This is a genomic window from Novosphingobium sp. HII-3 (assembly GCF_002916655.1).
In the GTDB taxonomy this organism is placed as follows: Bacteria; Pseudomonadota; Alphaproteobacteria; order Sphingomonadales; family Sphingomonadaceae; genus Novosphingobium; species Novosphingobium panipatense.
Window position 1 is genome coordinate 37,043 of record NZ_PPSM01000006.1, and the last position, 14,381, is coordinate 51,423.

Genomic DNA, 14,381 nt, shown 5'->3' on the forward strand with positions numbered 1-14,381 from the left:
GTCCTCCCTTCCCTCTCCACCTTTCTCAGGCGGCTTGCCGCCGATCGGCGTAGAGGTCGGCTGCCCATTGCTCGATCCATGCCTCGGTGAGCTGGTCGTGGTCGAGGTCACCGGTCTCGATCAGCGCGCAGATCTCGGCGCGGGCATCCTCGATCGCCGCGTTCCAGGGATCGCCCGGCGGTAATGCCGGGGTTGCCCGAGTGGCGGGCGGGAGCAGTCGCTCTGCGGCGCAGGCCGCACGACGCTGTTTCAGGAACCATCGCGTCATGTGCTGCGCAACGAGCGCGTCGGTCTTGGGCACGCCGCGGCGCAAGGCGTCTTGCCGCGCGGCAATCCCGTAAGCCTGGGAATCGATGCTGGCGATCCGCCGCTCGAACGGTCGCAAGAAGGGTAAGGCAGAGCCTTTCACGCCGAAGCAATGCAGTCGGACGCCGGCCGACAGGATGCGGTCAAGATGCTCGACGACGGCGATCAGACCTTCCGAGCCTCGGATTTCCCGCCGGCACATGGAGCCGACACCGACGATCCGCCCGGGCAGCACCGACCAGGCGAGGGCATCGGCACAGCGCTCGTAATCTTCGGGGGTTCGGCCCTGCAGAACGGGCATCAGCCGGTCGGCGGTCCCGGCGTCCTCGGCTCGGCGCCGGGTTTCCCGGTTAGCGCCGATGGTCCGCGAAAGCCGTCCCTGCACGGCAACTCGGTCGGTCGCGATTTCGGCCTCGCAAGGATAGTCGAAGCTCGCGAACAGGCGAAACGCGTGAGCAGCTGCCAGCAAAAGATAGTCGTCGATCGTCCAGGGAAAGCCGCGGTAGACGACATGGCTGGTGAAGCCGTTGCAATCGAGCAGCGCATCGACATGGGCTGGCAAATTGCGCAGCTGCGCAAAGTCCCAACCCGTCCAACGACGGTCACCGTCCTCGCGCTGCCACTTGGCAAGAGCGCTGGCCGAGACGAGTACCGTGGCCTTGAGCGACAGGGCACGCCGGAGGATGGGGCCTCGCCGCAGATGCGGCAGGCCCTAGGCAATCTCGATCATGGCGGTGCCTCACCGGGTCATGCCAGGTGGGCAGTCGATCAACTCGGCGTTCAGGCTTGCGAACGAGGCGGGCTCCGTTCGCTCTTCGTAGGCCTTGGCGTCCACCAGCGCATACTGTCGGGCGCTCTCGTATTTGGCATGGCCGAGGTGATCCACCGATCGGACGACTGAGCCGACGACGCCGGTCTTGCCTTCCGGCACCCAGTCCGCCCAGCTGCCCCAAGCGGCGGTGACGCACAGTTCTCCGATGCAGGCCTGGTAGGCGCGGCGGCGCTTCAGGACATAGGACTCATCCTGGGTGACCGCTTCGCCGGTGAAGGCGGCGAAGGCATCGGGGTGCCAGCACCTGACGCAGTCGCGGGCGAGAGCGATGTGCGCCGCAGGCAGCTTCGAATGTTCCTGGAACTCGGTCTCGAAAGCGAGGACAACGTGCGACCAGTTGACGTCCTCCTCGTAGGAGCCGCCCTCGATCCGGAGCGCGTCAGGCATGGCCTCCTGCCGTTCGCCGGACAGGATCAGGCCGCCGTGCGAGGCAGTCAAGACCGACCAAATGCCGGGCAGGATCTCCTCGGCTTCCTCGATCGCATCCCACTCGGAGCACTGCGGGCGGGGCATGTGAGCAAAATTCTTCATGACGATATCCTTGTTGAGTTCGTCATTACCCTCCCCCTCCCCTTTACTGCCCCACAGCGGAGTTCGCCTGCCGGCTTGATGTATCGTCGCCCGATGGCGACGCCCTGGGGGCAGAGGATAAAAAAAAAGGGCCGGCCCTGAGGCCAGCCCTATGAAAAGTTTGGGAGAGGATGCCTGAAAGGCACGCCACATATGCTTACCTATACGTCATGCTGCAAGTGCGAAAGAAGGGTAACTTCGTTGCGTGGTTCGCAACTCACTCACGCTTCGTCGATCATCTGTTCCAATCGATCCAGGAAGTCGCTGTCGCCGAGCTGGTGCGTTCCGACGCTGAGAGTGCGGTGATATTCCTCGAAGCGGCGCCGCTCCTCAGCCTTCATGTCGAGGTATTGTGGGGTCCGCTCGCGCAAGAGCTGGATTGCAAAGTCGGCCTCGAGCCCCGTCCTGAAATCAAGAAAGGCGACGATGGCATCGGGCCGTACCATGCCGGCCTGGGTCACGATGTCGAACAGGGGTCGCTTGACTGCGACCTGCACGCCCTTGCGTCGCATGTGATATTGAAAGCTGACGAGCTGATCGAGGAGCGTACGATCCTCGTGTCGGTCGATCGGGATGAACCGATTGCCCTTGAAAACCGGCTGCGCATAGGCGCGCAGCGGCAAGTAGCCCTTGCGCGGATTGTGCTCGCCGACGACGGCCAGGACGATGAACGGCGGTTCGACCTTGGCGCGGATGATGCCGGTGTGCTGGATACGGTTGCGGATCTTGAGATCGCCAAGCCCGGTGTGGACGGTGGTGCCCGAGATCTCGTGTGCTTCCAGCAGCAGGAAGGCCTGCGGCGCGAAGTCGCCCGGCCATTGTGTTTCGGCCTTGCGCAGGCGGGCATGGACGCGGCGCGCTTCCCAGTCCTTCACGTTAAAATAGAGGTGATCCTGCAGCTTCACGCGCGGCGCGATCAGGAACCGGCCTGCCGCCTCGCGGATGCGGGCGAACTCGTCGCGCAGGCCGTGCTCGGGCCGGCCTTGTGGCGGTAGTGCCGGCAGGACGTTCGTGTGGGCGGCTTCGAGCAGCATCCACAGCAATCGGCCGAGCCGCGGGATCGAGACACTGCGGCTGCGATCGTCGGGTTCCTCGTCGTCGGGCTGCTGGGCGAGTTTCTCAGGCGCCTTCTTGTGCGCGTTGAACAGGCCCTTGGGAAACTCGATCTCGAACAGGCTGTCGCCTGGACGTTCCCTGATCCGGTCGGGCGCCTGCGGGAGATAGAACGGGCAGCGCCGCTTATGCAGTGGACGGCTCGTCAGGCGCCGCAAGTAGTAGGTCTCGGCTTCGGAGAGGTATGCCGGGCTGGTGAGCGGCGGAGGCTGCGTGTCGCCAAGGCAACCACACGCGATCCATTGCTCGTTCTCGCGCGCGATCGTCACCAGGGTGACCGACGCGCGATGGTCGGCGTCGCTACCCTTGCCCGAGTACCAGCGCACAAGAGCTGCCTGCACACTGCCGGGTACATCCCGGCGTGCAGACAGCCCGTTCGTGTCGCGTGGTACTAGCCACATACTTCAAACAACCTCTTGCAGCGGGTGTTTGTTCTTGGTACGTTCTCACGATAGGAGAGTAACATGACCAAGAAGTTCGAGATTGGCCGGTTCGACCTTGATATTCAACTCAGGGATGAAGCGCTCGACCCGCTCAACACGCCGGCGCGGCGCATGGTCGCCAACGCGTCAATCGGCGTCGAGCCGTTCGATGCGTATTACTCCACGCGTGAGTTGCGCGAAGCGGTCGAGGGCGTTTTCCAAGGCGAGCCTGGCGCCAAGAAGCGTCTGGCCCGGATCCTCGGAACCGAGTGCGACGACTACCAGCGCTGCCTCTACTATCAGCTGGCGGGGCGCGGCATCGTTCAGATGCTCGAGACACTGGGCTGGCTTGAGGAGATCCTCGCCAAGCGTACCGTCGTTTCGGCCGATCTGTTTCGGGCCAAGACCTGGCCGGCGACCATGGTCAACCCCTACGTCGCCGCGCAGCCTGACGGGCCGCTGGTCAGCGCCGATCCCAACTTCGAGGAAGGTCCGTCCTGGTATCTCGATCCCGATCTTGGCGGCGTGATCGAGGAGTAATCAGACCGCTACGACTTCCAGCTCTACCGCGTCCTGCGGGCTTGTTTCGGTGGCCCTGACGACACGGTAGGGCTGCAGCCTGCAGGCGGTACGCACAACGGCGAACGGCAGGGCGGTGTCCTCGCACATCTGATGGGCGAGGCGATCGGCATTGGCACGGCTGCAGAGCAGCCGGCGGCGAGCGTCCAGGGCGGGTTGGGTCTGCACGGGAAATAAGCCTTTCAGGTGAAGATGGTGGGTGCGATCCTGCGCTCGCGCACGATCTCGAACTTGCGGTCGAGGAGGTCGCTAACGCGGTAGCGGCCACGGCCGTCGCTGCTGCTGAGCACGATGCGTCGGCCTTGGCGCGAGACACGCATCAGCTGGTGCTGGGAGTGGTCGCTGAATGAGATCGGTTGCGCAAACCGGATCAGCGCGCCGTCGGGCACATCGCGCTGGCGGCGCCGGAGCGTGGCGAAGCAGCGTCGGCGCCAGTCCAGCGCGTTCGGGTCGTTCGTCGACGTGAGACGCTCCAGGACCCGCAGCGGGCAAGCGGCCTCGCAAGGCCCCATGCTCTCGCTCATGTCCTTGTAGGCGAACACGAATCCGTCAGCGGCCTTGGGGTTCCAGCGCACCAGGCAGATGATGGCCGTCACCTCGCCGGGAACGTCATCCTCGTAACGCTGGACTGCGGCGTAATAGACCCGGTTCCCCGGACATGCGCTTTCCAGCACGCGATACCCATGTGCCGGCTGCTCATCGGCTTCGGCGCGCTCGTAGGTGAATTGCGCGTCGAGGTACTGCTTGGGGCTTGTGTGCCCGCCCATGCTGGCGAGCGGCATCGATAGCCATCCCATGATGGTCTCCTACATGAGGGTCGATTGCGGGCCAGTCGGATCGATCTTCAGGTGGCTGGCGATCTGGCGCGCGAGACCTGGTATGTCGGCGAGAGCGCCGGCACTGGCGTGGCGGACCTGATGCCCGGGCTTGCGCCAGTAGCGATGACGATAGGTCAGTGCCGGGGAGCCAAATCGCTCGACCGAAAGGCGCAGGTAAAGCGCCTGCCCTTCCAGCACGTAGTCGCCGGCGATCGCCGGATTGGGCGCCACGTAGTCGAGCCGGTAGTCGCCGCGGGTCAGGCCGAGTTCGGCCGCGATCTGGCGCACCGCGCGCTGACCTTCGCGTTTGAAGGCGCGCAGATCCTCGGGCAGGTAGTCGATGCCCTTTCGCAGCAGCGCGACGATCGCGGGCTTGTGCCGCAGTTCGGCAATGCGCGACATGCACGCTTCGCGCAAAGGGGCATCGTCCGGGTGTTCTTCAGCCAGCGATCCATCGGTCACACGGTTCAGCCGCTTGGCGAACAGCTGAACGGCCGGGTCGGTGGCGGGATCGTGGCCGGCGCGCTGCGCGTCGCTGGCCGCATCGTTCAGCGCGGCGATGCACGTCGCGAACGTCGTCAGGCCTTCGGGGTGAAGCGCGCGGCGGAACCGGAAATCGAGGTCGTATGACAATGCAGCCTCCATCAGCTTGTTGGACGCTGCTCCTCTCCCCCTCCCCTCCTCAGTTCAGGGCTGCGCCAGCAGCGCTGTCCCCGGCCGGCGCAGTGGGCTCGTAGAGGATGCGGTGCTCAAGGCAGCTGGGCGCGATGCGGCCGAGCACGTCCAGGACCTGCGGCAATGACGCGCCGCGTGGCCGGCTTGCTATCGTCACTGTCACAGGTCCAACCTCTGCGATGTCCCAGTCGAGCTCCTCGCGCATGACCAGGTGCTCGAAAGCCGTGTCGGTGGGATCATCGTGCGCAATCTCGCGCAGTCTTCGGCCGAGTGGATGTGGAACAAGCGGAGCGCCGACCGTAGCGCGATCGTAGGTGTGCTCGACAAAAGCCGTGAGGATCAGAAGATCGTCCGCGGACAGGCTAAGCGTTAGCCGGAAGTGGTGCTTCATGGCTTTCGGGTCTTTCGGACTGTCGGGGCTTTGCGGACCAGGACGCAAGCCACTTGTAGGCTTGTTCAGCCTTGGCCGCGGCGGTGATGATGGCGCTCTTGTCGGCCTTGAGGATGTTGACCCAGTGCGAGATGTAGCTCGCGTGGCTATCGTGCAGTTCGCAAGGCAGGCCGAGGTCGGAGCAGATCATGCCCGAAGTCATATCGGCGACCACCTCTTCGAAAGCGTAAGCCTTGTCACCGAACCTGCGGCCAAACTCCCTCGCGAGCCGGTGAGATGCACCTGTCGCGTGAGCCAGCTCGTGCGCGAGCGTCGCTGCGTGATGGTCGCTGCTGATAAAGGCGGCCTTGGGCGGCATCTGCACGTAGTCGCCGCCGGGCGAATAGTAGGCGCGATTGCCGCCCTGGCGCATGTCGATGGGAATGGGCCCGAAGAAGGCATCGATCGCGGCCTGGTGTTCCGACGGGCTCGGCGCGACCATCTCGAGCGGGTCGGGATAGAAACGCGCCGGCAGGCCCTCGATGTCGTCGCAGTTGTAGACGAGGTACGAGCGCATGAACCGGATGAAGCGGACGCCGCCATCCTCGCCGGCGAGGGTCGGGCCGACTGCCTTGCGCATGGTGTTGAAGTAGACGCTCGGCGCTGCCCGAGCACTCTTCAGGACCCTGCCGCCGAGTTCCTGCGCTTGCCGACCGGTCATCCAGAACCGTGATCTGTGGCCGTTCCCGTCGGCGATCGCCCACAACAGAATGGAGTTGATGCCGGTATAGGCCTGCCCTCCGGCACGAAGCGGCCGTCCTTCGGCGCCGAAGGTGCGCCAGGGCCGACGCCAGGGCAGGACGCCCTGCTCGATTTTTTCGATGATGAGGTTGGTGATCTCCTGCGCGATGTCGCGCTTGCCCCCACGGCGCATGTTCCGCCTCGCTTTCGTGATACGAAAAAAGGGCCCGGTGGCGCTATGCCCCGGGCCCAGGTTGTCATCGATAAGGAGAGGGTGCCGGATCAGGCGATCACAGCGTCCGCCTGGTCGAGGTCGGAGAGCTCGTGATCGAGGTCATCGTTGACGTTCGGGCTTCCGGGCTCGGCTTCGCCATCGGTGAGATCGCCCAGCCCTGCTCCGTCGAGGTCATCGCCCGCGCCGCCGTCTCGGTCATCGTCCTCGTCGTCGCCCAGGGCCTCGTCGGGGTCGACGCCTTCAGGCGCCTCGAGATCGAAGCGCATCGCGGCGGGGACCCAGGCCAGGGCACGCTCCTTGATGGCGTCCTCGACGATGACCTCGCCTGCGAACAGCTTCTCGCAGCTGCCCGAGATCTCGGCCTTCTTCGACGCGGCGTAGCGGTTTGAAAGCTCGGCGCCGCCGACTTCCTTCAGCAGGTCGAGGATGCTGCCCTTGTTGATGCGGTCGAAGTAGTTCTCCGACGTCGGGCGCCACATCGCCGCCGGCTCGATCTCCAGCAGCATGCCGAGCTGGGCGTGGATGGGATTGTAGCCCGACGCGTAGCCCATCTTGGCTTCGATCGACGTCGCCACGGTGTAGGCGATCCATGCGCCCTTCGCGTCGTCGTCGAGCTCGCGGAAGGCGGTGAAGCGATCGACCACCGTCTTGTGCTCGCCCCAGCCCCTTTCGAGCGCGTCGTAGGCGCCGGCGATGATCTCGTCCGCCATGCCCTTGGGCACCGTGGAGTCGAGTACCGGATCCTGCGGACGAGGCGCCTTGATGGTGGTGCCGCGGTTGTCGTAGCTGTGCAGGATGCCGTCGGCGAGCGCGAAGATCGCGTAGTCGAGAGCAAGGCCCGGATCTCCCAGCAGCGAGGCGGCAAGGATGTTCCGGCGCTGGACGGCGAGTTCGTCGAACAGGCGGGCGCTGTAGGCTTTGCCGCCCGGGCCAGTAGCTTCGGGCGCCGAGGGCTTGGCGGCCGACGAGCCCGATCCAGAGCCGGTCGGCGTCTCGAAGCTGCCACCGGTGACCTTGCCGTCCTCGTCGCGCTCCATGCGCAGCTGCTTCTCGCTGTGGTAGTCAGGCTCGAGCACCATCTCGCCCTTGGTGGTGACGATGAGGAAGCGACCGACTTCGGCCTTCCACTCGTCGGGCAGTTCGGCCGTCGGATTGGACAGCTCCTGCATCTCGGTATCGAGCTGCTCGTACTCCTGGTTCAGCTTCTCGGCCTCCGGCGATTCCTCGTCGAGATCTTCCATCTCGGCGCAAATCGCCTCGATGCGCTGCTCGATCTCGTCGATGCGGGCCTTCGTCGCCTCGGTAAGCGGCGCGGGCGGCAAGGTGACCCGGTTGAGCCCAAGATCACGCGCGGCTTGCCAGCTCGACGTGCCGGCGACCGGCCAGATCGTGCCAAGTCCCGTTTCCTCCGACAGGCGGGCGGCTTCGCCCTCCAGCTTCGCGGCGGCGAGCTGCTGCAGGATCTCGAGGTCGACCCAGCGATCGTCTTCAGCGGCGGTGAACAGGTCGCGCTCGATGCGGCCGCCGGCGCCGGTGTAGGCGTCCTCGCCGACAAGCAGGGCCAGCGGATCGGTGCCACGCGCGCTGCCGTTCGCGATCAGGCGGCGCACCTGGTCGGGATTGTTGCCGTAGTAGCGCATCTGCTCGTAGACCCGAAGCTGCACAGCGTGCTGGTCGGTCGAGGCGTAGGCCTTGGCCATCTCCAGCGAGAGATCGCCGCTGGCGAGCGCTTCGAAGATCGGCTCGGCAAGCGAAGCAAGACGCAAGCGTCCCTCGACAAACCGGGTCGTGAGACCGAACCGCTTGGCGACGGCCCTGGTGTCCTCGTCCTGCGAGATGAAGTGCTGGAACGCGCGGCATTCTTCGGCAGGCGTCATGGCGAGCCGCTGGAAGTTCTCGGCGAGCGAGGTCTCCGCGATCTGCGCATCGCTCGCAACCAGAAGCATGCACGGCACGGCACGATCAGCGTCCCACGCGCCCCGCTCGACGATCATGGTCATGGCGCGCAGGCGTCGGCCGCCGGCGATGACATCGAACTGACCGCGCTTCTTGGCCTTGGTGACGATCAGGTTCTGCAGCAGGCCGCGTGCCTCGATGTCATGGGACAGCTGCTCGTCGGCCTGACTGTCGTGCGTCTTGCGCACGTTGTTGGCCGAGAGCTGGAGCTTGTTGAGGGGGATCAGTTCTTGCACCGGGATTCTCCTTTTCGATGCCCCGTTCTTCTGCCGGGACACCACTTCCCTCCCCCTCCCCTCCTCGCTTCAACTTGCCTTGAGGATCGACGCGAGAATCGCGTCTGCCCTGCCCGTGGGCACGAAGATCCGGGTCTTGAACTGGATGATCTCGGTAAAGCACCCGAGCGACTTGAGCCAAGCCAGCTGGCTGTAGAGCTCGCCGACCAGCTCGATGCGCTGCTCGCCGTTCACCAGGCTCTTGCGGATCGTCATCGGCCAGGGCCGGTCGACAACGGCGGAGCCCTTTTGCGCCAGCGCAGCCATGATCGCGTCCGGTGAGGCCTGGAACTCGCTTGCAACGCCGAACGTCTTCAGGATCCCCGGCACGTCGCTCTCGTCGACAAGGCGACCGAGCCAACTGTTGCCCTCGGCATCGACGACACGGCGCACCGCGATGTAGTCGCGCGGCAGCGAGTTCCAGATCGGCAGGAGCAGTCCGGTCGCAAGGTGGATGGTGTCCGTCTCGGTCTTCGCCGCAGCCTCGGCGGCTTCAGCTGCCCAGAGCCGCGAGAATGTGTCGACGTCGGTCGCTTCCCACGCGCTCTCGGCGAGGTCGGCGGCGATCTTGTACTCGTACCTGGTTGGGCGGGTCAGCGTGACACGCTCGATGAGTTCGCCACTGTCCTCCATCAGGGCGCGCGCGCGTTCGGCGAAAGCTACGCGGCCTGACTTGGCGTTGAGCAGGAACCGTGGCTTGTCGTAGAACTCGGCGAGCGACAGTATGCGTTCGAGCGAAGTTGGCCGCACCGCGCGTTCGACCTCGATCGAGAGCAAGTGCGAGGTGGCACCGGTCCGCTCGTCAGTGCGCAGGACGAGATCGCTGACAACACGGGCCTTGTCGGCACTGATGGTTTCGACCCCGACGTCGAGTGTGCCGGCGTCGCGCGCTGCGGCAACGCGGGCCTCTACCAGACCCAGGAACTCCTCGAAGATTGCGTTCTGCATGCCGATCGGCAGGGCCAGAATGCGGTTGAGCCAGCGCGTGATCGGCGGCAGGTCCTCGACCAGACAGCCATCGTCGGTCCTGATCTTCAGCCCCGACCGGCTCTCGAAATCGAGCAACGTGGTGCTTTGCAGCTTGCCGGAATTGAGCAGGCCGAACCAGGTCACGAGCGCGGCCTTGGCATACTCGCTTTCGAGATTATCGGCGGGATCGAACAGGTTCTGACCACCTGTCTGCCGCTGCCCGCGGGTGAGAGCTCCCAGGCTGTCGAGCCGGCGCGCGATCGTGCTGGTGAAGCGCAGTTCGCCCTTGCAGTCGGTCGTGCAAGGCCGGAAAAGCGGCGTCTGCGCTTGGTGGGTGCGATGCGTCCGGCCGAGACCCTGAATGGCGCGATCGGCCCGCCAACCGGGCTCGAGCAGGATGTGTACGCGGCGCTGCTGGTTCTTGGCGTCGAGGCTTGCGTGGTAGGAGCGACCGGTGCCGCCGGCATCGCTAAAGACGAGGATCCGCTTCTCACCAGCCATGAACATCGCGGCTTCGGCCTGGTTGGTGCGGCCTGAGCGCCCTTCAAGCTTTTGGGAGCCATCGGCGAGGGAGACGAGGCGCTTCGATCTGCCGGTCACTTCGGCGACGGCATCGGTGCCATAGTGCTCGATGAGGGCATCGAGCGCGGTCTTGATCGGCGGCATGGCGCAGATCTGCTCCATGAGATCCTGCTTAGCCTGAAGCGCCTGCTGATTGTGGACAGGGTGCCCGTCATCGTCGAACAGCGGCCGCGAGTATTCCTTGCCGGTCTCGTCGCGGTAGCTCTGCATCTGCTGGGTCGGGAAAGCCCGATCGAGGTATTCCATGATGTACTCGCGCGGCGACAGGTCGACCTCAAGCCGCGCTCGCTCTTCGGGGCTGAGGCCATTGAGTCGGCGATCGAGGATGCTTTCGGCCGTGGTCACCAGCTGGACGACGACCGACTGCTCGTCGGCGAGGTGTCCGTCGATGGCCGCGATCACGGTCGGCAGCTTCATCGACAGCAGGACCTGGTTGAAAAAGCGCTGCTTGCAGGATTCGAACCGCGACCTGGCGGCCGCCTTGGCGCCGCTGTTGAGGGTATCGCCGCTGATGTCGTCGACCACGCCCGTCAGCGCGAGCGCGGCTTCCAGGTTGCGGTGGATCACCGCCCAGGCATCGGCATAGGCATCGTAGATGCCGATCTGATCGGGCCGCAACTCGTGCTTGAGGATGTCGTACTCGACGCCGGCGAAGCTGAGTGCCCGCGCCTGATACAGGCCGAGCGCCTTCAGGTCGCGCGAGACGAGCTCCATCGCGGCGATGCCACCGGCGCGGATCTCGGAGATGAAGCTCTCACGGTTCGCGAACGAGGTGCCTGGGCCCCACAAACCAAGCCTGACCGCATAAGCCAGGTTGTTCACGTCCGAAGCACCGGTGGCCGAGGCGTAGAGGACGCGGGCGTCCGGAAGGTGGTTCTGCAGGAGGACGCCGGCGATGCCCTGCTGCGATCCGTCCTTCTTGCCAAGGGCTCCCTCACCGCCCGCTACGCCCCCCATCTCGTGGCTTTCGTCAAAGGCAATCACCCCGTCGTAATCCTCGCCGGCCCATTCGATGATCTGGCGTAGCCGGGTTGCGTCCTGGCGCTGGCTGCGCAGCGTGGGGTAGGTCACGAACAGGATGCCCTGCGTGAGCGAGATCGGCTCGTCGATCTTCCAGTTGGAGAGCGGCTGCACGTCCGCCGACATGCCCCCGAGCGCTTCCCAATCGCGCCTCGCGTCTTCGAGCAGCGCCTCGTTTTTCGACACCCAGATGTTGCGCTTGCGGCCATTGACCCAGCTGTCGAGGATGCAGCCGGCAACCTGGCGGCCTTTGCCGGCGCCGGTGCCGTCACCGAGGAAGTAGCCCTTACGGTACTCGCGGCCGTCCTCGCTGTGCAGGAGGCCGACGCCGTCCTTGTCGGGCACGAAGCGGCCGTCGAGGAACTGGGACCAGGCGTTGCCGGCATAGACGATCGTCTCGAGCTGCGCTTCGGATAGCCGCCGCTCGGTGACGATGCGCTCGTGAAGCGTGGGCTCGTACTGCGGCACGGGAGCCGGGATCGAGCCCATCGCAACGGATTCGACGAGATCGGTCGGGTGCATGCCGGCGTCGTGGAGTTCGATGCGGCTAGGGCGGTAAGGCAAGTAGACCCCGGCCTGCTGACCGAGCGGGCGTGGCACGGCCAGAGTCGTGAAGCGGACGGCGAGGACATCATTGCGCTTGGGGGCGGTGAGCGCGGCCGGCGCCGCCTTCTTGGTCGACCGCATCGCCTTGAACAGGCTAGGCTTCGACCCGCTCCCGGGTTGGAGCTTGCGCGCCTCGCCAGTCGCCGATCGCGGCGCGATGGTGATCGCCTCAATCAGTTCGGCAACCGTGTTGCGCGCGATGACGCTCGGCCTTGCGTGCCCTGCCCGCTTGTCGACCACGTAGATCCGCACGGCTACGCTGGTGCCCTGCTTGTGGTAGCACTTGTCGAGCCGATAGGAACCGACGACACTGCAGCCGGTCAGCGTCGCATCGTAGGTCTTGCCCATCACGGCGCTGGCGGTGAACCAGTCCGGCATGATCGCCACAAGCCGGCCTCCGGGTGCGAGGCGCGAGAGCGCGGAACGCAGGTGCCGGACCGCGGCGTACTGGTCGACGCCCCTGCCCTCGGATCGCGAGAATGGCGGGTTCATCAAAATGAGCGTCGGCGCATAGCCCGGCTCGAGCATGGCGCCGAGCAGAGCTGCATCGTGACCGGTAATCGTCGTCGTCGGGAAAAGAACCTGCAGAGCCTCGCGGCGCTTAGGGTCGATCTCGTTGAGGTGGAGGGACTTCACGCTCGGCAGGAGAGCCACCAGGCTGCCATGGCCGGCGCTGGGTTCGAGCACGAGGTCCGATCCCCGGGGCTGGGCCAGGAGGACTACCAGGCCGGCAAGGTCGATCGGCGCCGAGAACTGCTGGTAACGGATCTGGTCCTCGCTGCGGACCGTCTGGGTCGGCAGCGCCTCTACAAGCGTGGACAAGGCAGCGATCCCGCCAGCGTCGAGGATCCTCGGTCGCGCGAGCGCATGACGGATCAAGCCCTGCTCCAGCAGCTCGAAGCTGTCCCGTTGAGTCCAGTGCCCGTTGGCGTTGGTGCCTCCGAATAGAGATGCGGCCTCGGCGTTCAGGACTTTGCGGTTGATGGTGCCGGCGCCGATATGATGCGCGATGTTGTAGATTGCTGCGGTGCGGCGGTCATCGTTATGCGTGAAGAGGTCGGTCACCGGTGAGCTCCTGATGCTGTTCATTCCAGCACCAGGCCTCCCCCTCCCTTTACCGGGCTTGGATCGCCTCGGCCCAATCCTCGAACGGCTCCGGCGACCGCCGCCACACTCGCAGCCCATCGCGCTGATAGGCGCCGATCGCGCGCTCCGCGCCTGCCCTGCCCGGACGATTGTTATCCTCGGCAATGATGAGTTCGTCGATCTGATTGGGAATGGACAGCAGGTGGAGGCGCTCTGCGCCAAGCGAGGACCAGCACACGACGCCGTGCATCGCTGTAAAGGCTGCCGCGTCTTCCATGCTCTCGGCGATCGCCAGGCTCCTGGCGCCGTTCAGCGGCGGGCTCCACGCGCCCTGCCCTGGCCGGCCGAGCATGACCTTTTCGGTTCGGTAGGCGGTTTGCGGGTCGAGGAATATCCGCTGAACTGCCGTGAGCTGCAGGCGCGCGCGCACTGCCACCAGCACCGCGGGCTTGTACTCGGTGTGTGGCTTAGGCTTGTGGGGACATCGCGGGTGGAAGCGAATATCTGGCAGGTCGTCAGGCAGCCCGCGCAGCTGCAGATAGCGCTGTGCCAGCGTCCCGGCTATCCCCACGCCCTGCTCCCACATCCGCACGACGTCCGGCGTGCGGGTCGCTTGCCGGTACTGCGGCATTGGTGAGCCAAGCGAAGGCGCTACTCGACGCAACTCGCGAAGAATGTCTGACGGTTGGCAGCCTGCGAAGCAGTGGACAATGATACCCCGATCGCCTTGTCTGAGCGACAGGCTGGGCTTCGCGTCAGCATGTGCCGGGCACAAGCACATCGCATAGCTGCCGTGCCATTCGCCGTGCAATCCGGCCACGATGTCGACGAGTTCTTGGGATGGTCTGTTGGCCTTGAGCGTCATTGTCGTTCACCTCGACCAACGCCCTCCCCCTTTTCTCCCGATCTACCTCGAGACAATTCCGCTTTTCGCGGACGGTGCCGCGTTCCGTAAGGAGCTACGATCCGAAACTTCTGATGGTAATCATTTTAGATAACGCCGCTGCTTGCAGCGGAAAGGATTCACGATTCAGAAGATTCAGATTCGGGACCCGAAAAACCATGAAGTTTCAGCCGTATAGATCCTGTATCCTGACCCGATGGGGGTGTTTGGCTGACCGCATGGGGGCTATAACCTGCCTTTTTGGGGGTATTTACCTGACTTGGCGGGGAGGTCCTGACCTCTCGGGGGTGCCCGCGCATTTGCTGCCTTTTTGACCAAACAG

12 protein-coding genes are annotated in these 14,381 nt (G+C 65.0%); 1 reads left to right on the forward strand and 11 read right to left on the reverse strand.

Going from position 1 to position 14,381, the window contains the following annotated elements; translation table 11 throughout:
- Positions 1–25: 25 nt before the first annotated feature.
- The 3 genes from C2R25_RS01385 to C2R25_RS01395 all read right to left on the reverse strand — a co-directional run bounded on the left by C2R25_RS01385 (position 26) and on the right by C2R25_RS01395 (position 3,222).
- Positions 26–868 carry a hypothetical protein gene (locus C2R25_RS01385; RefSeq protein WP_369825681.1) on the reverse strand — a complete coding sequence of 281 codons (843 nt, stop codon included), beginning with the start codon at positions 866–868 and terminating at the stop codon, positions 26–28.
- Between the two features lie 177 nt (positions 869–1,045).
- The gene (locus C2R25_RS01390; RefSeq protein ID WP_233203703.1) at positions 1,046–1,669 is read right to left on the reverse strand and encodes a hypothetical protein; all 624 of its coding nucleotides are present in this window, start codon (positions 1,667–1,669) and stop codon (positions 1,046–1,048) included.
- Between the two features lie 260 nt (positions 1,670–1,929).
- Positions 1,930–3,222, reverse strand: a complete 1,293-nt coding sequence (locus C2R25_RS01395; protein WP_146049595.1) for a hypothetical protein — start codon at positions 3,220–3,222, stop codon at positions 1,930–1,932.
- A 63-nt stretch (positions 3,223–3,285) separates the two neighbouring features.
- Between C2R25_RS01395 and C2R25_RS01400 the strand changes: the two genes are divergently transcribed.
- A complete protein-coding gene (locus tag C2R25_RS01400; RefSeq protein WP_103727518.1) occupies positions 3,286–3,783 on the forward strand; it encodes a hypothetical protein in 498 nt (165 codons plus the stop codon).
- Here C2R25_RS01400 and C2R25_RS01405 read toward each other — a convergent pair whose 3' ends face one another.
- The 8 genes from C2R25_RS01405 to C2R25_RS01440 all read right to left on the reverse strand — a co-directional run bounded on the left by C2R25_RS01405 (position 3,784) and on the right by C2R25_RS01440 (position 14,020).
- Positions 3,784–3,990, reverse strand: coding sequence for a hypothetical protein (locus tag C2R25_RS01405; RefSeq protein ID WP_103727519.1), 207 nt, complete (start codon positions 3,988–3,990; stop codon positions 3,784–3,786). It lies immediately after the preceding gene.
- A 14-nt stretch (positions 3,991–4,004) separates the two neighbouring features.
- Entirely contained in the window at positions 4,005–4,619 is a 615-nt protein-coding gene (locus C2R25_RS01410; protein WP_103727520.1) for a hypothetical protein, read from the reverse strand.
- Positions 4,620–4,628: 9 nt separating this feature from the next.
- Positions 4,629–5,273, reverse strand: a complete 645-nt coding sequence (locus C2R25_RS01415; protein WP_146049596.1) for a hypothetical protein — start codon at positions 5,271–5,273, stop codon at positions 4,629–4,631.
- A 49-nt stretch (positions 5,274–5,322) separates the two neighbouring features.
- Positions 5,323–5,706, reverse strand: coding sequence for a hypothetical protein (locus tag C2R25_RS01420; protein WP_103727522.1), 384 nt, complete (start codon positions 5,704–5,706; stop codon positions 5,323–5,325).
- Positions 5,678–6,619: an ArdC family protein gene (locus C2R25_RS01425; protein WP_103727523.1), complete on the reverse strand. Its 942-nt coding sequence runs from the start codon at positions 6,617–6,619 to the stop codon at positions 5,678–5,680. Before C2R25_RS01425 ends, C2R25_RS01420 begins: the two co-directional genes overlap by 29 nt.
- Before the next feature lie 89 nt (positions 6,620–6,708).
- Positions 6,709–8,853 (reverse strand): ParB/RepB/Spo0J family partition protein, encoded by a 2,145-nt coding sequence (locus C2R25_RS01430; protein WP_103727524.1) that lies wholly within the window; start codon positions 8,851–8,853, stop codon positions 6,709–6,711.
- Between the two features lie 69 nt (positions 8,854–8,922).
- On the reverse strand, positions 8,923–13,134 hold the full coding sequence (locus C2R25_RS01435; RefSeq protein ID WP_233203704.1) for a strawberry notch family protein: 4,212 nt from the start codon (positions 13,132–13,134) through the stop codon (positions 8,923–8,925).
- A gap of 49 nt (positions 13,135–13,183) precedes the next feature.
- A complete protein-coding gene (locus C2R25_RS01440) occupies positions 13,184–14,020 on the reverse strand; it encodes a toprim domain-containing protein (RefSeq protein ID WP_103727526.1) in 837 nt (278 codons plus the stop codon).
- Positions 14,021–14,381: the final 361 nt, after the last annotated feature.